The 21,403-nt window shown below is 54.8% G+C and carries 18 protein-coding genes; 4 read left to right on the top strand and 14 right to left on the bottom strand.

The features are described from left to right. Position 1: 1 nt before the first annotated feature. The 9 genes from NSU01_RS02400 to NSU01_RS02360 all read right to left on the bottom strand — a co-directional run bounded on the left by NSU01_RS02400 (position 2) and on the right by NSU01_RS02360 (position 13,756). Entirely contained in the window at positions 2-1,894 is a 1,893-nt protein-coding gene (locus tag NSU01_RS02400) for a sensor histidine kinase (RefSeq protein ID WP_042133126.1), read from the bottom strand. Between the two features lie 99 nt (positions 1,895-1,993). Beyond that, complete coding sequence (locus tag NSU01_RS02395) at positions 1,994-3,691, bottom strand: extracellular solute-binding protein (protein WP_042133124.1); 1,698 nt, start codon at positions 3,689-3,691, stop codon at positions 1,994-1,996. 100 nt (positions 3,692-3,791) lie between these two features. After that, positions 3,792-4,682 carry a carbohydrate ABC transporter permease gene (locus NSU01_RS02390; RefSeq protein WP_042133123.1) on the bottom strand — a complete coding sequence of 297 codons (891 nt, stop codon included), beginning with the start codon at positions 4,680-4,682 and terminating at the stop codon, positions 3,792-3,794. Positions 4,683-4,700: 18 nt separating this feature from the next. Further along, positions 4,701-5,690 carry an ABC transporter permease subunit gene (locus NSU01_RS02385; protein ID WP_039309713.1) on the bottom strand — a complete coding sequence of 330 codons (990 nt, stop codon included), beginning with the start codon at positions 5,688-5,690 and terminating at the stop codon, positions 4,701-4,703. A gap of 139 nt (positions 5,691-5,829) precedes the next feature. Next, on the bottom strand, positions 5,830-5,964 hold the full coding sequence (locus NSU01_RS02380; protein ID WP_256704074.1) for a hypothetical protein: 135 nt from the start codon (positions 5,962-5,964) through the stop codon (positions 5,830-5,832). Between the two features lie 1,238 nt (positions 5,965-7,202). Continuing rightward, complete coding sequence (locus tag NSU01_RS02375) at positions 7,203-10,430, bottom strand: cellobiose phosphorylase (RefSeq protein ID WP_076243564.1); 3,228 nt, start codon at positions 10,428-10,430, stop codon at positions 7,203-7,205. 327 nt (positions 10,431-10,757) lie between these two features. Beyond that, positions 10,758-12,101: a glycoside hydrolase family 30 protein gene (locus NSU01_RS02370; protein ID WP_042133113.1), complete on the bottom strand. Its 1,344-nt coding sequence runs from the start codon at positions 12,099-12,101 to the stop codon at positions 10,758-10,760. A 102-nt stretch (positions 12,102-12,203) separates the two neighbouring features. Next, positions 12,204-13,220, bottom strand: coding sequence for a LacI family DNA-binding transcriptional regulator (locus tag NSU01_RS02365; protein WP_076243580.1), 1,017 nt, complete (start codon positions 13,218-13,220; stop codon positions 12,204-12,206). A gap of 53 nt (positions 13,221-13,273) precedes the next feature. Further along, positions 13,274-13,756: a hypothetical protein gene (locus tag NSU01_RS02360; protein ID WP_042133111.1), complete on the bottom strand. Its 483-nt coding sequence runs from the start codon at positions 13,754-13,756 to the stop codon at positions 13,274-13,276. A 291-nt stretch (positions 13,757-14,047) separates the two neighbouring features. Here NSU01_RS02360 and NSU01_RS02355 point away from each other — a divergent pair, with 291 nt between their 5' ends. Further along, positions 14,048-14,851: an HNH endonuclease gene (locus NSU01_RS02355; RefSeq protein WP_076243579.1), complete on the top strand. Its 804-nt coding sequence runs from the start codon at positions 14,048-14,050 to the stop codon at positions 14,849-14,851. A 110-nt stretch (positions 14,852-14,961) separates the two neighbouring features. On the opposite strand, the gene NSU01_RS02350 is transcribed toward NSU01_RS02355, so the two are convergent. Then, entirely contained in the window at positions 14,962-15,156 is a 195-nt protein-coding gene (locus NSU01_RS02350) for a YwbE family protein (RefSeq protein ID WP_042133109.1), read from the bottom strand. A 79-nt stretch (positions 15,157-15,235) separates the two neighbouring features. Here NSU01_RS02350 and NSU01_RS02345 point away from each other — a divergent pair, with 79 nt between their 5' ends. Continuing rightward, the gene (locus NSU01_RS02345) at positions 15,236-15,538 is read left to right on the top strand and encodes a hypothetical protein (protein ID WP_039310552.1); all 303 of its coding nucleotides are present in this window, start codon (positions 15,236-15,238) and stop codon (positions 15,536-15,538) included. Positions 15,539-15,576: 38 nt separating this feature from the next. On the opposite strand, the gene sdaAA is transcribed toward NSU01_RS02345, so the two are convergent. From sdaAA to NSU01_RS02330, 3 genes are all read right to left on the bottom strand, one after another. After that, the gene (gene sdaAA / locus NSU01_RS02340; RefSeq protein WP_042133107.1) at positions 15,577-16,455 is read right to left on the bottom strand and encodes an L-serine ammonia-lyase, iron-sulfur-dependent, subunit alpha; all 879 of its coding nucleotides are present in this window, start codon (positions 16,453-16,455) and stop codon (positions 15,577-15,579) included. Further along, on the bottom strand, positions 16,452-17,162 hold the full coding sequence (sdaAB, locus tag NSU01_RS02335) for an L-serine ammonia-lyase, iron-sulfur-dependent subunit beta (protein ID WP_042133105.1): 711 nt from the start codon (positions 17,160-17,162) through the stop codon (positions 16,452-16,454). The genes sdaAA and sdaAB overlap by 4 nt, the downstream gene beginning before the upstream one ends. A gap of 123 nt (positions 17,163-17,285) precedes the next feature. Next, complete coding sequence (locus tag NSU01_RS02330) at positions 17,286-17,702, bottom strand: GNAT family N-acetyltransferase (RefSeq protein ID WP_076243563.1); 417 nt, start codon at positions 17,700-17,702, stop codon at positions 17,286-17,288. Positions 17,703-17,848: 146 nt separating this feature from the next. Here NSU01_RS02330 and NSU01_RS02325 point away from each other — a divergent pair, with 146 nt between their 5' ends. Further along, entirely contained in the window at positions 17,849-18,745 is an 897-nt protein-coding gene (locus NSU01_RS02325) for an SDR family oxidoreductase (RefSeq protein ID WP_042133103.1), read from the top strand. Between the two features lie 67 nt (positions 18,746-18,812). After that, positions 18,813-19,268, top strand: a complete 456-nt coding sequence (locus NSU01_RS02320; RefSeq protein WP_039310540.1) for a hypothetical protein — start codon at positions 18,813-18,815, stop codon at positions 19,266-19,268. Positions 19,269-19,414: 146 nt separating this feature from the next. Here the strand turns inward: NSU01_RS02320 and NSU01_RS02315 are convergent, their stop codons facing one another. Continuing rightward, positions 19,415-21,397, bottom strand: coding sequence for an NAD(P)H-hydrate dehydratase (locus NSU01_RS02315; RefSeq protein WP_339302459.1), 1,983 nt, complete (start codon positions 21,395-21,397; stop codon positions 19,415-19,417). Positions 21,398-21,403: the final 6 nt, after the last annotated feature.

Raw genomic sequence — 21,403 nt, 5'->3', positions numbered from 1 at the left:
GCTAGTTATCCCCCGTCAATAGAACTTTGGGCAGTGACATGAACACAGTTGTCCATTTCCCTGCTTCACTCTGCACTTCCAGCCCGTAGGCTTCACCATAGAACAGCTGCAGACGCTGATGCACATTGCGCAGTCCGACGCCTCCCGACTTATACCCGCCGCTGCTGGTTCCCGAAGGGTCAGCCCCCGGTTCCTCCTTGGCATAAATCGCCTCATGCAGCTGGGTCAGCTGCTGCGGCGTCAGCCCGAGGCCATTATCGCGCAGCGAGATGAAGATATCCCCCTCGGCCTCCGTAATATCGATCCGCACAACACGGTCCGTGAGCTCTATCCCGTCCGCATTCCACGCATGCTTTACACTGTTCTCAACAATCGGCTGCAGCGACATTTTGAGCACCTCCACTTCCAGATAAGCGCTGTCAATATTAAGCTCCAGCCTAATGGTATGCTCGAATCTTATATTCATAACCTCTATATAGTTCTGGATATGGCGGATCTCGTCTTTCAGCTTCACGTATTCACCCGTCCATTTGAAATTATAGCGCATCATGCCGCCAAGCCGGGTAAGCGCATCCGAGATCGTCCGCTGATTCTCAATCTCCGCCAGCATTTTGATATTCTCCAGTGTATTGTAGAGGAAGTGGGCATCGATCTGATTATGCAGCGTCCGCAGCTCAGCTTCCTTCGACAGCGCCTGTTTATGGACAGCCTGAGCCACCAGCGTATTAATTGTGTTCATCAGCTTGGAGAAGTGATGGGCAAGCTCGCCGACCTCGCCGCCTCCGCTGACGCGGATACTTCCATACGGCTCTCCCCGGCGGACTCTCTTCATCGTTTCGGTCAGCCGGCGGAGATTCTTCAGGATGAATGCATTCAGCACGTAAGCAATGGCAGTGACCAGGAAGATGAAGCCGATATTGACCCCAATAATCAGATTACGGGTACGCGAAATATCCATCATCACACCTTTCATCGAGACCACAGTGACCAGAGAAGCATTGATCTGCTCCAGCGGCGCCTGAATCAGCATGAAGGAATTCCCGTTCTCCTTATAATCCATCACCCATTTACCGGTCTTTCCGAACTCTGCCAGCCGGTCTTTGATTGCCGCAGTCAGCCCCTTATTATTCTCCAGAAAAGAGTTGTCTGTCCGGGTGAACAGGTTCAGCTCATCATCCGCAAGAATCATCTGGGATTCATTATCCTGCACGGAGGTATACGTCTTGGGTGTGAATTTACTCAGCAGCATATCTACCTGAACCATCCCGATGTGATTGCCCGCCGGAATGCTGATCTCCCGCAGCACCGATACCTTCGGTTGCCCCTGCTCTGTTTCCCCCGAGAAGCGCTTCATCAGGTCGATATCCGAGTTCTGAAAGGACCACAGATTCCGCAATCCTTCCAGCTCCAATGCCTTCTGAAACCAGGGCTCCATGGAGACCCGGGACTCACGGAAAATAACCGGCCACATCTCATATACATTTTTGCTGCTGGAATACAGGTACAAATGCTCAATATTCGGATTATTGAACTGGATCTGGCTGAGGTTCATGAAGCTGGTTGTGTTGTAATCAATCAGCTCTCCGAGTGTAGGATCACTTTCGCTGATCAGATACTCCCGGGTGATTTTATCACTATACGCCATCTGGAGCGCCCGCTCCATCGCCTCAATCTGATTGAGTACATGCAGCTTCTCCATCTGCAGCAGATAGTCGTTTTTCTCGATCGCATCCTGCATATACGTATTGTTAATGGCCTTGTACGAATAGAAGGACACCAGCAGACTGGGTCCCAGAATAATAAAGATATAAGCCACAACCAGCCGGCTTTGCAGTGATCTCCGTCCGAGCCAATAACGGAAGGAATTCCATAATGCTCCTGTTCGTTTGCGCATATTCACCTCTCCGTTAATAGCTGGAGCCTTGTAGATCCCGTTACTAGAAAATAACCCAAAAGCCCGCGGTTAGCGGGCAATTGGGTCTTATATTGGAGACTACATTCCGAGTTTTTTCTTGTTCTCTTCATATTTAGTCTGGCGGTATGCATCGAAGGTCGCTTGACCTTCCTTCTCTTTTTTGGTGAGATATTCAGACCAGATCTTATCGAATTCCGCATCGGATTCAGCCATCAGTAGCTTCGGCATGGTTTTGCCGCGCAGCTGTTTCAGCTTGGTCGCGATGATGCCCTCCGGCGAGTTACCGCTAGGATCAATCAGCTGGAATTCCGAAGTATTAATAGATTTCCCGCGGGTCCAGTCTTCCAGTTGTTTGAACGGCTCAACGGATTTTGGTGCCCATTGGTCAGTAATATTCGTATTTTGCATCATCCAGAAGGTGAACGAAGAGCCGTATTGCTTATCAAATGCTGCACGGTCCGAGTTCATCAGCTTAAGGGCTTCAGGGAGGAATTGATCCTTGCCCTCAATTGTATCATAGCTGACCCCTTTTTCGCCCAGGAAAAGATCCTTTTGGCCTTCTTCACTGTTCAGGTAGCTGAGGAATTTAATTGCGCGTGCTTTATCCTTAACATCCTTCGAGATCAGGGTAACGGTCCAGCCGGAGATCCCAGGGCCATTCAGTGTAGGCTGATCCAGTTTGGTGTTGGCTGGTCCATCTACAGCAATGTAGACCATCTCAGGATTTTTCTGGAAAATAGTTCCTTGCTGGGAAGCAAAGTCTGTACGTTGATACAGCATTGCGAAGTAGCGTCCCTGTACGATTTTTTCTTCCATTTGTGCCCGTTTGTCAATGAAGATATCTTTTGCCAGCAATCCGTCCTGGTTAGCCTGGCGGAGTGTTTTCATCCAGCGTACATATTCAGGATCGGTTTCACGGTCATATACCTTGCCGTCTTTTTCCCAAGGAATCGCCAGGAAGTTCTGAATGTAGCCTTCCAGCGAGTCGTTGCCGTTCTCAGTGAACTCATGCAGACCCAGCGGAATCAGCGGCTGGCCGTTGACTTCAGGGAATTTCTCCTGTGCAGTCTTCAGCGCAGCGAGGAAGCCTTCAGGGGTACGCATATCCGGACTGCCGATGGCTTCATAAATATCCTTGCGGACTGCGAACGTCTGGTTCGATACATAGGTATCGCCATATTTTTCATAGTCGGCAGGAGAAGAGGAGGAGTTAGGATAGCCGTATACATTGCCGTCCGGCTGAGTGTACCAGCCAAGCTTATCTTTATCGGAAACTTTGTAGAAGTACGGGTCGTATTCATCAGCCAGCTTGTTCAGCGGAAGCACCAATTCGCCTTCTACCATTTTTTTGATGGCATCTTCCCAGTAGCCGAGGGTGATGAAGTCAGGCAGCTTGCCGGAAGCAATCAGCGTGTTCAGCTTCTCATTCTCATTCCCTGCAGGCACGATAAAGTTAACATTAACGCCGGTCTTCTTCGAAACATATTGCGAAGTTGGATCTACGCCCCATTTGTTGGCAAACCAGGCAAAGTTCAGATACCAGTCGAAGGTGATTGGTGAAGTGTCGCTCATCCAGCCTGGCTCATCGCCTGTTGCTGCCGGAGCTGTCGTTTCTGTTGCATTGGTTGCCGGTGCCTCTGTAGCTTCAGCCGGCTTCTCCGTTGCTGTATTTCCGTTTGCGGCATTATTATTGCTTGAACAACCCGCTGCAGAGAATGTCAGCATTAGTCCCAAGAGCAGCAGGACCATTTTCTTTGGCTTATGTTTCATGCCCATGCTTGTTTACCCCTTTTCTAGAAAATAGTAATTATAAGCTCAACCCCGCTGCCCGCAAGACAATGGGCTCCGGAGGAGTTACCTTGTGGTTCGCAGATGCTCAGCCTTTGATGGAGCCGATCATCATGCCTTTAACGAAATAGCGCTGCAGGAACGGATAGACGAACACGATTGGCAGCGTTGTGACAACCATGGTTGCCAGCTTGATGGACTGGGAGGTTACCGATCTTGTGGCCGCGCTGCCCTGGACAGCAACCATCATCGTATTCGAGCTGGACTGGGCCACAACCCGGAACAGATAGGTCTGAATCGGCTGCAGGTCCACATTGTTCACATAGATGATGCCGGCAAAATAATCATTCCATTGATACACGCCGTGGAACAGCGCGATGGTGGCAATAACCGGCATGGAGACCGGAAGCACGATCCGCAGTAAGATGGACCAGTCATTGGCTCCGTCAATCCGCGCTGCTTCTTCCAGACCCTCGGGGATCTCCCGGAAGAAGGTCATGAAGATAATAAGATCGAAGAAGCTGAACATGACAGGAATGATAAAGACCATGAAGTTATCGAGTAAATGCAGATCACGCATCAGCAGGAAGGTTGGGATCAGGCCGCCGTTAAAGAATAATGTAATGGTGCCGATCAGAATGTAGAGCTTGCCGCCAACCAGATCCTTGCGGGACAAGGCATAAGCTACCATCGCTGTAAAGAATACATGCAGAGCCACACCAAGGACTGTCTTGAGTACGGTAACCCCCATCGCCAGCATAATCCCCGGACTTGCAAATACTGCATCGAAGTTCTTCAGTGTGAACATCCGCGGCCACCAGTAAATCCCGCCCAGCATGGCGTCATTACCGTCATTGAAAGCGTTGACGAGCACATACCAGATCGGATACAGCGTCAGGAAGCAGACGCAGAGCATAACCAGATTGTTGACGATATCGAAAATTGCTTCGCCTTTGGTTTTACGTTTAAGAGCAAACATATATAGGTCCTCCTTGTCCTAGAACAGCGACGTGTCGTTGATTTTTTTGGATACCTGATTGGCAATCAGCAGCAGAATCAGTGCAATGACCGCTTTGACCAGGGTGACCGCCGCAGAATAGGAGAAGCGGTTGGAGACAATACCTGTCTGATAGATATAGTAATCAATTACATTGGAAGTGCTGTCGTTAAGCGAATTCCGCAGCACCAGAATCTGGTCGAAGTTCGAGTTCAGTACACCGCTGACTGCCAGAACGAACAGGATGCTAATCGTGGCCCGGATGGCCGGCAGAGTGACAAACCACATTTTCTGGAAACGTCCTGCGCCGTCTATCGTTGCTGCCTCATACATTTCCGGAGACACGCCGGCGATCGCCGCGAGGTAGATAATCGCTGACCAGCCAAGCTCCTTCCAAATGTCGGAAGTGATGATTATCGTCCAGAAGTAACTCGGTTCAGCCAGGTAAGTGATCGGTTTGTCAATCAGATTGAGGGCAAGCAGAATATTATTGATAATCCCTATATCCGCGAGCCAGGTGGCCAGAATGCCGCCAAGCACAACCCAGGAGAGGAAATGCGGCAGATAGGAGATCGTCTGAATTGTCTTCTTGAATCTGATGGAACGGACCTCATTGAGGAACAGGGCGAATATGATCGGCAGCGGGAACCCGATAAGCAGCTTGATCAAGCTGATCCCCAGCGTGTTGCGGATAACATTCGGCAGATCCTCATCTGCGAACAGTTCCCTGAAATGCTCCAGGCCCACCCAAGGGGCTTCAGCGATCGACTTGACGATATTATATTCCTTGAAGGAAATAATCAAGCCGTAGATCGGGATGTAGTTGAATATGATCATCCACACTACACCAAGCAGTGCCATGGTCTGCAGATGACGCTGGGCTACAAATTTCCTCCAGAGCGTATTTTTGCGAACTGAACCGGTTTCGATTGACGCCGGAATGAGCGGCCCCATTACCGGATTTGGTTTGGTGCTTTGTTTGTTCTCCATCGTATGGACCTCCAAAATCCCCAACTTTAATGTGTGAAGCGTTTTCATCTCTATGTATTTATTGTATGCGTTTTAGTATTTGGGCGTAAGGTCCCAGATTTCGTATTTGGGGGCTCATTTTTCGGCTTGGCTCAAAAACTCAACCGCCATCGGAGATCGGCTGCCGGAAGCCCTGAACTTCCGGCAGCCATTGTCTCTTCCCGATCGAAACCCCTTCCGCGCTTGCATGGGTGAGTGCTACTCTGCCCGTTTGGGACAAATTCAAAGCTGCCAATCCCTCGGGGCTGCTGGTTTTGCCTACTTTTAGAGGAATGAGGGGCACTTCTGCTCCTCATTCCTCCCTATCGCCCACTTCCGGCGGATTCAGGGGCACTTCTGCCCCTCATTCTACCCTATCGCCTACTTCCGGCGGATTCAGGGGCACTAGTGCTCCTCATTCCTCCATATCGCCTACTTCCGGCAGATTCAGGGGCACTTCTGCTCCTCATTCTAACCCTATCGCCGACTTCTGGCGGATTCAGGGGCACTTCTGCCCCTCATTCCAACATTCCGCCGACTTCCGGCGGATTCAGGGGCACTTCTGCCCCTCATTTCACCCTGTCGCCGACTTCCGGCGGATTCAGGGGCACTTCTGCTCCTCATTTCACCCTACCGCCTACTTCTGGCGGATTCAGGGGCACTTCTGCTCCTCATTCTACCCTATCGCCGACTTCTGGCGGATTCAGGGGCACTTCTGCCCCTCATTCCAACATTCCGCCGACTTCCGGCGGATTCAGGGGCACTTCTGCTCCTCATTTCACCCTACCGCCTACTTCTGGCGGATTCAGGGGCACTTCTGCTCCTCATTTCACCCTATCGCCTACTTCTGGCGGGTTTAGAGGGATTTATCCCTTTAATTTGCTCATTCCGCCTGTTTCCGGCGGATTTAGAGGGATTTATCCCTTTAATTTGCTCATTCCGCCTACTTCCGGGGGATTTAGAGGGATTTATCCCTTTAATTTGCTCATTCCGCCTACTTCCGGCGGGTTTAGAGGGATTTATCCCTTTAATTTGCTCATTCCGCCTGCTTCCGGCGGATTTAGAGGGATTTATCCCTTTGATTTGCTCATTCCGCCCACTTACGGCGGATTTAGAGGGATTTATCCCTCTAATTTGCTCATTCCGCCCACTTACGGCGGATTTAGAGGGATTTATCCCTCTAATTTGCTCATTCCGCCTACTTCCGGCGGAATCAGAGGGCTTAAGAGCTTCTGCTCCTCATTCCCCGTATCGCCGACAACTGGCGGATTCAAGAGTATTCACCTTTAATCCACCTAACCCCGGGCAATTAAAAGGAGGCCCAACCGGGCTTCCTTCCTGTACCTTTATCAACTTGAATGAATATATAGATTGAACTTGTATTTTTGCTATTATGGGATTGCCGTGGCTCCAAAGAATATTTGGCCCTCCAGCCGCTGTTGTCTACAAATTTCTTGAATTTAACCCGCTGTTTCGCGGTGGAAATCCGCCTGATTATTCCATTACCGCACGGATGGCGGCAATCTCTCCGCGCCGCAATGCCTCGGCATCCCCGCCGCGCAGCAGGCCGCCGGCAATCAGGCGTTCCTCGCCGCTGCGGAATTGCAGCGTCAGATTCTGAATGACCGCCTTGCTGCCGCCGAAGGTATCGGCATGACGCGGATTATAATACGTTACTTCCGTACTTCCCAGCAACGTGAAGGATACATGCCCCTGCTCATCGAACAGCCAGCCGGGAAGGGCCGGATTCAGCTGCAGGGTTAACTCGCCGTCTTCCACAGAGAACAGCCGGCTGCCGGCCATCATCGTTCTCCACATGCTCAGGAACTCCGCCGTAGAGCCGCTCAGCCGGGCAACAAACCCCCTGCCATGCGTTGCAGGATCGGGATTGCCGCCTGTTGAGATGAACGAGGAATTCTCCAGTGTACTGCGACCGTAGACCTCAGGGTCAAGGAACGGAATCAGCGAGGTTTTCAGCTCGCTGTAGAATTCTTCGTACAGCCCCGCCTTCAGCAGCTCAAGCAAATATTTGTACGACATGTGCAAGAAGTTGGACTCCCGCTCCTGCCAGCCCGGTGTGAAGGCACGGATGCGGCCGATCTCATGCGATTCTTCTTCCAGCGACACTGAAGTCCGGTACATCGATGTAACCGGATCAAAAAGCCCGCTCTGTTTCACTTTGCTGTAGATTCCCTTGGCGGTTCCCTTGCTGTCCAGCGTTTTGAGCCAGCGGGCAGGGCCTTCCAGGAAATACGGCAGGGCAGCAGCTTCGAACTCTTCGACCAGAGCCTTCGGCAGCCCGTAGCCGCTGATGACCGGCTCTCCGGCTTCATCCGTTACAGGCTGGAAACGTGTTGCCTCGAAGCGGAAATAGGTCGGAACCAGTCCGCCGCCAATCCCTACCGCGCGCTCAATACCCTGATCCACCTTACGCAGCCATTTGCCCAGTGCCTCGCGGATGACCGCAAGGGAGATTTCGGCGGTCTCGCCTGTAATTCCGAAGCGGATCTCTGCCCGGTAAGCCTCGCGCGCCGAAGCTACGCGGTCCCAATACGGGAATTGGGCCAGTGAACCGTCAAGCACTTCAGTTACAGCACGGTTCACCTGCTCAAGCAGCGAAGCCATCTCTAACGGAAGCGCTACTGTTGAAGGAATATCCGCGCCGCTCTCCAGCGCTTCCAGCATGAACACAAGCATCCGCTTGAGTTCAAAGGTCTCGCTCATTCCGGAGCCGACCAGTCCCGGCAGACCGTTCATAGCATCATTCCAGCCCGGCTTGTTGCCTTCCATCTCTACACCCATCCCGTAAGGATCAAGCGTGGCAAATTTGTTCATGGCAAGCGACAGCATCTTCACAAACAGGCTGGTCCGGTAGATCTCCCCGTGCCCGCCTTGTGTGCGCAGCCACTGGGTATCGCTGGCCTTGCGCTTCAGCTTGTGCAGCTTCTCCTCATCCTCCAGCAGCGCTCCGAATTGCCGCACCTGCCCGCCGCTGATTACATATTTCTCGCTGCGCGGCAGCACATAAGCCGGGCTGTCATAGAACGTATAAGTCTCGTCCCCGAACAGCAGCGCCTCCTGCCGTTCCGGATAAATATCCAGATAACCTTCCACCAGATCAAGATTGTAGGTCCAGTGATCGGACCAGAAGCCTTCTCCGAAGGCGGCTTCAATGTTCTGCTGCGACAGGGCAAGCACACCGCTGAGGAATTCCTGCTCACTGATGTTCAAAGCAAGATTGTGATCCGCAATGTAGTTAATCAGGCTGCCTGGTGTGAAGCGTCGGGCCAGTAGCCGCTCAAATCCGGCATGATGCTCCACAAGCGCCCCGGTAACCCATGCTTTAAGCTTCTCTCCCTCACCCGGCAGAATTTCAAAGCTGGTACCCTGCACGCTAAGCGGATTGTAGCCGTCAGCCTGAATCAGACTGTAGAACATCTTGATGTTGAAGCTGCCCACCTTCGGGTGGAAAAACACATCGCTGCGCCGGTTCTGGTTCATATCTCGGAAATTGCCGTTGCCCTGCGAATAATATTCAGGCGCCAGCGAGAAGAAGTTGTAATCCCGTTCCATATCACCATGCTTGCGCGAGTATAGATGTACAACAAAGCCTTCACCGCCGTTATCAAAAATAAACGGATAGCCCCCGCGCAGAAAATTGTCGAGATAAGACTGGCGGCAATAAGCATCGAACAGCGGCGAGGAGGTATGCGTAGCAATATCAGCCGTTAAATCCTCGGTCAAACTGGCCGCTTCCTGTGCCTTGGCGGTAAAATAATCTTCCCGGCAGAGCTCAGCCGCCCGATGATTGATTCTGGCAATATCATTTACATGCCCAATGATTGTATTCAGCTTCAGCGAAGTTCCCGGTGCAAGTGTTCTGGATACGCCGCTGAAGCCGCACGGCACCTTGTTGGTTGGGTATTGGGCCTGTGCAAGCAGCTCCGCCAGCGGAAGCTCCGCGAAGCGGTCGGGATACGTCAGCGAAGTATTGCCGCCGAAGATTACTTCATAATCTACGACCGGATACAGCTGTTCTCCTTCCGCTGTGGAGGAGAGATAGAAGTGCCCGCTCTCAATCAGGCTCATTTCCGCATCGTCATTCGTGCTGGAGCGCAGCTTGTAGAACGGAATTCCGTTCTCCAGGTTATAAACATCCATCCAGCTGCGCAGCAGGTTGCCCATCTCTTTGTAGCCCCCGTTCGCTACGCCGAAGGGAAGAACCTCCGGAAGACCGTCGAGCAGCTCCAGCTCCAGCTCTGTCCCGCTGATATTCTCGATCTCCACCTGCCGGATCAGCGCGGCATAATCATCACCCGGCAGGTTGAAGTAGTGGACCGTCGTCTTCAGCCCATGTCCTGCATGTGACTCCTCAATGGTCAGTCCGTTCGGCAGGATCGTCATGATCCGCTTGGCCGCCGGGTCAGGGCGTGCCGACTGGAACGGCTCATAGACTTCTGCTGTACCCTTCAGCTTGATGAAGGTGCGGAATCCGGTGGAGGCTACATTCTTATACGAAATATTGGCCGGAGAGAACTCCATAATCGGCGAATTTTTGTCCCGTACTCCGAAGCTGCTGATTCCTTGACCCCGGTTCACGTAGAACGTCCACATCGGGATCCCCTTCAATCCGGCAAGTCCGGGCAGGAAGCTGGCGAACGGTTTGCCTTCGTGGAACTGCTCTATGACAAATTTACCTGAATCGAAATAATAATGGCTCATGCTTAAGTCCTCCTAAAAGTTTGTTGATATATGCTTTTGTTGCTCTGTTGCGGCAAGTTTGCTCAAGGCAGCCTCTGCTTCCTATGCAGTTCCTGAATGATTGCACTTCCTGCATTAGAAATTGCTTTATTATGCCCTGAACATCATTCTGTTGTATTTCATACATTTGATTTCCGTTTTTTTGCGGCGGATTTAGGCGACATCTGCTGTAGATAGTACAATAGACGGCCTCAAGCAAGAGTGTCTCAACTCGCGCTGAATCAGCCTTTGAATCGATCCCATCCGCTTCGTTTCTGTTCATCTTCTTCATGTCTGCTGCCAGCTGGCTTAACCTTGCGAAATCAGATGTGTGGCAATGGAATGTGCAGGCAATGTGCACTCAGCGATTTCGCCGCCGAGGCCAAGCGTCAGGGAGCGTTCTGCTTCGCCTTCGTTCATCAATACAACAGCGATGCTGCCGTCCGGATTGCGGAACGCCGCTGACAGCACGCCTTCCGCAGCCGACTGCAGCCCGATCCGCACAGCACCCGGTGCAATGAATTTGCTGAAATGCCCGATGTAATAATACGAGCTGTTATAGTGAACCTCGTCCGTAGCCGTATCCGCAATCACCGGAGCATCGCAGAGATTCCCCACATGATTCGGTCCGCCCGTCTCATCCAGCACCAGATTCCAGTCCAGATAGCCCTCTGTCCAGGCATTCAGATCGCCGATCATATTCCGGCCGTAGCGCTCACCCGTGAACCATTCCCCCAGACGCACGCCGCCTTCCTGGCAGCCTTCGGTGAAGAGCACATGCTTATCCGGGAAAAGCTCATGCACCTTCTCCACCTTGTCGAACTCCTCACCGCCGTACCAGTGGATTCCGGTTCCCCATACATACTGCGCTGCTTCCGGATCGGATAGAATCGGTGTCACGCGTTCGATCATAATATCCCGGTTGTGATCCCAGATGACGATGTTCACATCCTCCATTCCGGCCTCGCGCATCACCGGGCCGAGGTGGTTTTTGACGAAATCGCGTTCTTCTTCAGCAGTGTATACACAGGAGTCCCAAGTCTGGACTGCCGCCGGCTCATTCTGCACCGATACCGCCCAGACCGGAACGCCCTCTTTACGGTAAGCCTCGATGAATTTGGTATAATAGCGCGCCCAGACTGCAGCATATTCCGGCTTCAGCGAACCGCCGTTATTCATCTCCCCGTTCGTTTTCATCCAGGCCGGCGGGCTCCAAGGCGAAGCCAGCATCGTGAAAGGCCCGCCTTTGACCTCCATAGCATCCTTAATGAGCGGCAGGACCCACTGGTGATCATGCGAGATATCAAAGGTCGTAAGCTCCGTATCCTCATCCTGTACATAGGTATAGTTGCCGAGCGCGAAGTCACAGCTATGAATATGCACGCGGCCCATACTGTAATTCAGCCCGTCCACCGGGTGAAAATAACGCCGGATGACCTCTGCCCGTTTCTCCGGACTCATCCGGGACAAGGTATACGCAGCCGCTTCAGTGAAAGCGCCGCCAAAACCAATGATTGTTTGATACTCCTGCTCCGGCTGCAGCAGTATATCTGCTGTGGTACCGGGAATTCCCGCCTTGAACTGAATACCTTCCCTGGAGCTCAGACGATCTGCTGTATCTTTGGCGGTTACTACGGTTTGAACGGTTGGCATGTGGGTTCACTCCTTCATCATTTGAATTCGAAATAAAACGAAAGAAATCGAAACCGGTTTCGATTTTGCTGAAAAAAAATGCATTCCCGGTTGAACGCACTTTTATCTCTTGACCGGCGGTGCACAGGAATCTCTGACGATGATCTCTACAGGCAGAACCAGCGCCTCCTGATTTGTACGCGGCCCGTTCATCGAAGCCAGTAAAAGCTCCGCCGCCCGGGTACCCAGCAGCTCCGTGTTCTGGCGGACGGTGGTAAGCGCAGGGGTAACATATCCCGCAAGCTCAATATCATCATAACCCATGACTGAAATATCCTCCGGTACAGACAGGCCCTGATCCTTGGCAGCCATTACGGCACCCAGTGCAAGCAAGTCACCTGAAGCAAACACAGCAGTTGGCCGTTCCGGCAGCTCCAGCAAAGACTTCATTGCGCCGTAACCGTTCTCCAGAGAGTAGAATGCTCCCTCGGCAACATATTCGTCCGGCACCTCAAGACCCTGCTGCTCCATCGCCGCTCTGTACCCCAGCTCCCGCTGTTGTCCCGGATATGTATTCCCGCCTCCCGAAATATGGGCAATTCTGCGGTGTCCGAGCGATACCAGATATTCCACTGCCTGCAGTGCACCGGTCATATTATCCGAGCAGACCGTATGCGACAACGCCGTTTCGAAATCGAGAACCACTGTAGGAATATCACTCTCCAGAAGCTCCCGGAAATAAGGATCCTCATAATCGGAAAGGAACACTACAACCCCATCGACTCCGCGAATCCGGCAGTTCTCCAGATATCCGCTCTGCTTGCCGCCGACATCCTTCGAGATAAACATGAGGGCGTAACCCTTGGCTACGGCAACCTGCTTGAAGCTCTCAATAACCGCACTGAAGAAAGGATGGCGGATACCCGCTCCCGTGTTCTCCACAAACAGCACACCGATCGTCCAGGATTTCTTGGTCGTCAGTGTACGCGCATGCGCATTAGGAAGATATCCCATTTCCTGGGCGGTACGCAGTATTTCCTGCCGCGTCTTCTCCCGCACGTCAGAGTAGTTATTGAACGCCTTGGATACCGTGGTTGGTGAATAGCCGGTTCTTTTGGCAATATCGTATATGGTAGTCACTTCCGGTTCACTCCCGCGGCCCAAATGAAAGCCCTTTTATGTTCACTGTCATTCTAACTTCTTTCAGAACGGCCGTCCAGCATAAAATATCTCTGTACCGCAGGCAGCAGCGTAACGATCTGAACCAGCATGCCCAGAGACATGTAGAAAACATGAACAATACTGACTGTATCCATCATATACGTCTGCACCATAATCCAGATAATCTGGCCAAAGCCGATATAAAGCGAGAAGCTCCATGCTGCATGCAGCGCCTTAAACGGAGTGAGCGAATAGCCCCAAGACCACTCAGGCTGCTTAAAAAGACCATAGAGCACCATTAGCGGCAGCAGCCCAAAAATGACCAGCAGCAGAATGCCGGGAATTGCATAACTGTCAAAGGGCGATCTTTCCAGTATGGACGCCGGCATTCCAATCATTTCACCACTGGGATCGGCGAGCAGGACCAGCCCTCCGGCGACAGCTCCAAGGCCTAAGAATGCCTGAAGCACAAATAGCAGTCTTACGGCCCCGGGCTTTTTTTCACTAACGGTCATTCAGCTTCCTCCTCTCTGGTTCATAATTATTGTATTCCTATACAAGCCTCATCATCGATTTACGGCCTTACTTTGCGAGTTTACGGGTTTTTCCTCAAGACTGCGAAGAAGGATGTCACAGCCCTGGAGATTTGCGGCTTTTGGCGCATGCTGTGTGAATACCTGTGCTTTACGCTATACTATTATCAAATCGATGAAATCACATGGCGGTATACCGTAAATAAGTTTCTATTTCAAAATACAGAAGGGATTGGACAGTTGCGGCTGAGGGCCGTCCTGCCAAGTATACTTATGACTGAAACTATTCTTCCTCCATCCAAACAATGTGCCTATTGCCATCAGCTTAAGCCGCTCTCCGAATTCCGCAGACGTACAGGCAAGCGCTCCAAGGGTATCTCCCGGCGCGGAGCCTGCCGGGAATGCCGCAAGCTACGTGAAGCAGGGGCTGCGGCTGCGCCGCCGCGTGCAAGCGCGGCACCCGCACTGCCGGAGCGTCCGCCCGGCACAGGGACTGCCAAGCGGGATAAGACACTGGTCTCGATCTCTGCAGCGGGCTCCGGAGCTGCCAAACCGCCTGCTGCCTTGGGCCGTCAGCCTTCCTTGCCCGAACGTGCCAAGGAAGGCCGCGGCAGCGCGGGTACCTCCGGCCTCAAGGGCAAGTCCCGTCCGCGCAGTGCGGAAACGGGACGCACGATCCCCCAGCAGCGCGGACCGAAGCCCGATCCCCAGGATGCCTCTGCGCTCATCCCTTCAGGCAAGGGTATGATTCTGATGCGCGGGCACAGCGACAAAGGCCGGCGCTGGCATCAGGAGATTGATCTTGCGCTTGCGGTAACGCTTGTCCGGGAGCATGCCGCAGTTGTCGTGAACCGCCGTACAATCCGCCGCTTATACAGCAATAAGGATTTCCGCGCCTATATTCTGACCCGGGACCAGTATATCTGCTATTTCTGCGGCTTATACGGGGATACCATTGACCATCTGCTGCCCCGTGCCAAGGGCGGGCACACTACGCCGGACAACTGTGTCTGCGCCTGCAATTTATGTAATCAGACCAAGGCCGACCAGTATGTAGAGGAGTTCATGGGCCGTTAAGCAGGCTCATGATCCTGTACGCAAATCAAAAGGCGCCTCTTACCCCGGCGGCTGCCCAAGGGACACAGCCGCCCCGGCTCGCGGCGCTTCTTCATTCTTCTGTATACTGCTTAACCTGTAATGTTCTTGACCCGTCCTACCTGTCCGTCAGTCAGCCGCACTTTGATTCCGTGCGGATGGCGGGGCGAATTGGTCAGAATGTCTTTAACCGCGCCATGTGTGAGTTTGCCGGTCGCCTGATCCTGCTTCAGTACAATATCAACCTGAAGTCCGGGGCGGATATCCGCTCTAACTTGCCCGTTCATGTTCTTCTCCCCTTTCCGGAAATATCTTATATTCTTGTATTTAATCAATTCACTATGATCAATAAGGATGATGACAGCTATGGCCTTTGGCATTAACAGAGCAGAACTAGCCCGCTGGAAACAAGCGGTCTCCGCTGGTGAAATCGCGTTCCTTACGCATTACTGGCTGGACAAGCGTTTTCCTGACATCACCACAGTGACCAAGGTCGGGTGCAGTGATCTCCCCCGCCTGAGGGAGTGGTGCAGGAAGAACGGTCTTCCGCCGCAATATATTCATAACCGCCAGCCGTTCCCCCACTTCGACCTGATGGGACCGAAGCAGGAGGAAATCCTCCGGCGTGAGGGGCTGTGGGATCAGCTTGAACGGTTCCGTATGCTATAGCCCCGCAAAAATGGCTGACGTCCGAAAGCTCCCGCAGCTTATTTCTTGTTCCGTAAATCCTTCATAATCCGGCGGCCGGTTGGCGTCTGCGCCAGTCCGCCCCCCGCCGTCTCGCGGTGCTTCTCGGGCATGGCGGAGCCTACCTCCAGCATGACCTTGATCACTTCATCGGACGGTATCACACTGCGGACACCGGCCAGTGCCATATCGGCCGCAGCAAGTGCCGTGACGGCACCGAAGCCGTTACGGACAATACATGGAATCTCCACAAGTCCGCCTACCGGATCACAGATCAGCCCCAGTGTATTCTTCAGTGCCAGCCCTACGGCATGCACGGCTTGCGCCGGTGTGCCGCCGCGCATTTCAGTCAAGGCCCCTGCCGCCATCCCGATGGCTGAGCCGACCTCGGCCTGACAGCCGCCTTCCGCTCCCGATACAAAGGAATTGTTGGCAATAACATACCCGATGGCTCCAGCCGCGAACAGGCCGGTAACCATATAGTCATCATCCCAGCCGAAGCGCTCCTGACAGCTCAGGAACACCCCGGGAATGATTCCGCAGGAGCCTGCGGTCGGCGTAGCGATAATCCGCCCCATGGAAGCATTCACTTCCGAAACCGCAAGAGCATACGCCATGGCCTGGCCGGCAGGACCGCCAAGGCAAGGTTCATCCGCTGCATTGTAAGCAGCCACACGCTGGGCGTCAAGTCCTGTCAGGCCGCTGCGCGAGGTGGTGTCTTCATGCATGCCGCGGTGCACCGCTTCCTTCATTACGCCGTAATACTGGCTCATGGTAGCGAACTCCTGCTCCTTGGAACGTCCAGACTCCGCGCTCTGCTCCTCAAGCATCAGAGCGCCGATTCCCAGACCCCGCTCTTCACATAATACAGCCAGCTGGCTGAGTGTTTGAAAATTCATGATGTAATGTCCTTTCCTTTCTGCTCATGTGCCTGTTCATTCAAATCGACGACTTTCACGGACTTCACAGCCGGCAGCGCCCGCAAATTCCGCAGCAGCTCCGGTGTAGCGGCTTCATCCAGCTCCAGCACCGTCAAGGCTGCTCCGCTGCGGTTCTTGCGGTCCAGCGACATATGTCCAATATTGCACTGGCCCTGCCGCATTACATCCGTAACGCTGGCCAGTACGCCCAGATAGTCCATATGATTAATCAGCACAGTTGGATACATGCCGGTAAGCTTCACGCCAAATCCGTCAATATCAACAATTTCGATATTGCCGCCGCCGATCGAAATCCCGGTAAGCATCAGCTCTGTGCCGCTCTCGCTGCCGGTAAGCCGCAAGCGGACCGTATTGGGATGGGGGAACAAGCCCGTCCCCTGACCGAAGGAAACCTCCATTCCGGCTTCGGCAGCAAGCTCTATGGAATCCGGCAGCCGGTGGTCATCGGTCGTAAAGTCCAGCAGACCTCCGGCGATAGCCCGGTCTGTTCCATGTCCCTGATACGTGGCCGCAAAAGAACCGAAGAACGTGACTTCTGCCGTACGCGGCAATTCACCGAGCACCTGGCGTGCCGCTCTGCCGATCCGCGCCGCCCCCGCTGTATGCGAACTGGAAGGTCCGACCATCGCCGGACCGATAATTGAGAATACATCTTTAAACCGCATCGCTCAGGTCTCCCGCTATCAAAATTCGACATTGCACATAGAATAGTGCAAGTCATTTGTAAAGCTCCTATATATTATACTGCGTCCGGACAAAAGCTACACTATTACATTGTTTGTGACCTATCAGCTGTTCCGCGAGAACAGTACAAGGCCATCCCGCTCCTGCCAGCCGGTGCCTGACCAGAAGCTGCGGCCCAGAGCGTTATGCCCGATGACCATCAGATGGCATTTACTGATGCCTTCCTCCCGCAGTCTCTCCAGGCAGCGTGTGACCATCTCACGCCCGGCACCCTTACCCCGGCTGCTGCTGCTGACAGCCACATGATACATATATCCTCTGCGTCCGTCATGTCCGCACACCGCTGTACCCGCAAGTGTACCGTCCTCATCCACACACACCTGGCTGATTCCCGGATTACGCTCCAGATAACGGATAATTTCCCCGCGCGAGTCCGCTTCACTAAGACCCATCCCGTCCGTATTCTTCCATAATTGATAAGCTGCCTCGTAATCATCGGCTGTCATTGTTCTGTATAGCATTAGTTATTCTCTCCATTTCTAAGTTTTTAGTATGTAAAGTTAAGAGCGTCTTAAGGATCACCCAGAAGAGGACTGCGGCGCACGCTTTTCTGGGCGCATGCATACCAATATACGGAGAGCCAACAGGCAAGGAGGAGTATCACCCGATGAATCCCGTTTACCCCTATTACGGAGAAAAGACGGTATGCCGCGTGCAGCCTATCGCCTTCCCCCCACAGCATCAGGACCGCCAGCCGGGGCTGGAGAGTCTGATGAATCCGCGTCCGATCAGCGAGAACCCCGAGAGCAGCAGCGGCAGGCTCAAAGGAAAGGTTGCCCTGATTACCGGCGGAGACAGCGGCATTGGAAGAGCAGCCGCCATCGCTTTTGCCAAAGAAGGGGCAGATATTGCCATCGCTTACTTGGACGAAGCTTCTGATGCCGCAGCTACGCAGCACCGGATAGAAGAGCTTGGACGCCGCTGCCTGCGGATTGAGACGGATCTGCGCTATAAAGAGTGCTGCTTCGAAGCGGTGGAGCACACCGTGCGGACCTTCGGCAAGCTCGACATTCTGGTGAATAACCACGCCGTCCAATATCCGCAGAAGAGCATTCTGGATATCACAGAGGAGCAGCTGTACCAGACCTACCGCACCAATATCTTCCCTTTCTTCTTCCTGACCCAGGCCGCACTCCCGCATCTGCACAAAGGAAGCTGCATTATTAACACCGCCTCCATTACCGCTTACCAGGGCAACAAGGAGCTCATTGACTATTCCTCCACCAAAGGCGCCGTTGTCTCGTTCACCCGCTCTCTGGCTCTTTCACTGGCGGACAGCGGCATCCGCGTCAACAGTGTAGCTCCCGGTCCGGTATGGACACCGCTGATTCCTTCCAGCTATTCCGCTGAAGAGGTCAGTGTATTCGGCACAGACACCCCGTTCAAGCGGGCGGCACAGCCCTATGAGCTGGCAGGAGCCTATGTCTATCTGGCCAGCCCTGATGCTTCCTATGTAACAGGCACCTGTATTCATGTTAACGGAGGGGACATGGTTACAAGCTGATTCATGCGCCGGATTCGTCCGGTCATTCCGGCCGTGCTCTTCACCCACCCCGAAAGGATGTTAAGCGATGACCACACATAAGGATTATGATCTGCCTTCTGTCCGCCTGACTGCGGGCATGTACGCACTGACCAAGCTGTCGGCCGCCGGACTGACCTTTATTCTCGTTTCCCTGTTTATGCTCGGCCATGGCTACGAAGGCGGAGTGCCGGATGGCTGGCCGGTATCGGTGCCGTATGCCATCTACGCTTACGGCTTACCGGCAGCGATACTTGCCGATGCCCTGCTGCGCATGTTCCGGTCCACTTCGCTCAGTCCGGCCCTGGTGTTATACGCCGTAGCCGGCTTTGGAGCCGGCCTGTGGCTGGCTTCTGAGCAAGGCGGCGATGCAATGACCAGCGGTCTTGCCGGACTTGTAGTGCTGCTGTTGTTCCGGTTCGCCCAGATTGCCGGCGAACGCTACCCGCTCCTGCTTCCCTTCTTCGCCTTGTTTATTCCGCTGCTCTGCCTGGTCTTGTTCTGATACAGTGCTTCCGCAGGCAGAGCTGTAACACTAATCCATTCAGGGCAGAGCAGTGCTACCCTTAGACTCGCACTGGCGCAGCAGAAGCGGCAGGATCACGGGTATGGTGTATAGATAATGAGCCGCAGCAGCTCCGGAGTTACGATTCACAGCGCCTCAATAATATCCCCGGCGATCAAGGCCGCCGGGTTATCCCGTTTCCGGGCGGCACGTTCTCCCGCCAGCCCGTGGAGATAGACCCCAAAGGCTGCCGCCTGTGCAGTATCCAGGCCCTGGGCCAGCAGGCCGGAGATGATTCCGGTCAGCACATCCCCCGCGCCGCCGGTTCCCATACCCGGATGACCCGTGATGTTCACATAAGCCTGTCCTTCGGGCGTTGCTATGACTGTATGGGCTCCCTTAAGCACCAGGATCACGCCGTGCGCTGCGGCATAAGACAGCGCCAGTCCGATCCGGTCACGCTGCACCCGGGCCGTTGAAGTCCCTGCCAGCCGGGCCATCTCCCCGGGATGCGGGGTCAGAATTACCGGATGGCGGCGGGTCCAGGACCCGTAATCGGCATCCGCCAGTATATTCAGCGCATCCGCATCGAGAATCAGGGGAGACTCCGTCTCCTCCCAAAGCCTGCGGAGCCAATCCGTATCTCCTTCGAACCGGCCAAGACCGGGACCGACAGCCATACAATCGCGGCTTCCGCTTAGCTGCAGCACTTCAGCCGCCGTACCGGCATTCCATTCCCCGTCGCCGCCGGATACCGGGGCCAGCATCAGCTCAGGTGCGCAGCCGATCACATAGGGCAGCAGCTTATCCGGCAGCGCCCACGTCACCAGCCCGCAGCCGGCGCGCAGCGCAGCGCGGGCGCACAGCAGGCCGGCGCCGCTCATGCGCAGGCTTCCTGCTGCCAGCAGGACATGCCCGTAAGTGCCCTTGTGGCCTTCGGGCGAACGGCGGCGCGACACGTCGACCTGCAGACGTGTCCGCAGCACTTCCGGCGTCAGCAGGCTGACCGGGACGCCGCTCTCACGCGCCAGGGCAGCGGGGATGCCGATGGAGCGGACCACCACCTGCCCGGCTGCTCCGGCGCCGGGATACTGCAGCAGCCCGCGTTTGAGGAACGCGAGGCAGACGGTCACCGTCGCATGAATGCAGGGCTCATGCGTCTCGCCCGTGTCCGCGTCCAGCCCGCTGGGGATGTCCGCGGATACAATAGGCCTGCCGCTGGCGTTCGCAGCGGCAATCAGCTCCGCATAGGCACCGCGCGGGGCGCCCGCGCTGCCTGTGCCGAGCAGCGCATCTACGATGCCGCTGCATGCGGCAAGGTCCACAGCATCCCTGCCGTAGACTGCGGCAGGGATGCCCATGGCTGCAGCGGCATCCCGCTGCAGCGCGGCTTCGCCGGCCAGCGACTCCGGCGCGGCCGCGTACACCAGCGTGACGGCGATGCCGGCCTCACGCAGGTGCCTGGCGGCGGCGAGCCCGTCGCCGCCGTTGTTGCCTTTGCCGGCGAGGACGAGCCAGTGCTCGCCGCCGGCAGCGGTAAGCGTCAGCGCCGGGTCGGCGCTGACAGAGAAGCCCGGCGGCTGGATCGCCGGCCCGCCGGCCGCATAGCTCTGCGTTCCTTCGCCTCCGCCGCCCACCGTGCCCGCTCCATAGCTCTGCGTTCCTCCTCTTCCACCGCCCGCGCTGCCCACGGATCCTGCCCCGTAGCATCGCCCCTCTGCATCCGTGCTCCCTATGCCGCCGCCCACGCCTGCCGCATAGCTCTGCGTTCCTTCGCTTTCACCACCGGCCAGGCCCGCTCCATAGCTCTGCGTTCCTCTGCCTCCGCCGCCCACCGCGCCCGCTCCATAGCTCTGCGTTCCTCTGCCTCCGCCGCCCACCGCGCCCGCTCCATAGCTCTGCGTTCCTCTGCCCACGCCGCCCACGGCTCCTGCACCGAAGCTTCGCTCCTCTGCGTCTGCACTCCCTGTGCCACCGCCCGCGCCTGCCCCCCGCCGCCGGCACAATGCGATGACCTCCTCGGCAATCGCCCGCCCGGCGTTCTCCATCAGCGCGATGGCCGGAATTCCCAGCCGCTCAATCGTTTCGCGGTCGAATGCCCGCATCTCCTCCGCAGTTACCACATCCATAGCCAA

The sequence above is a fragment of the Paenibacillus sp. FSL H8-0259 genome (assembly GCF_037963255.1).
Taxonomy (GTDB): domain Bacteria; phylum Bacillota; class Bacilli; order Paenibacillales; family Paenibacillaceae; genus Paenibacillus_AQ; species Paenibacillus_AQ phytohabitans.
This window is presented reverse-complemented; position numbering and strand designations above follow the sequence as displayed.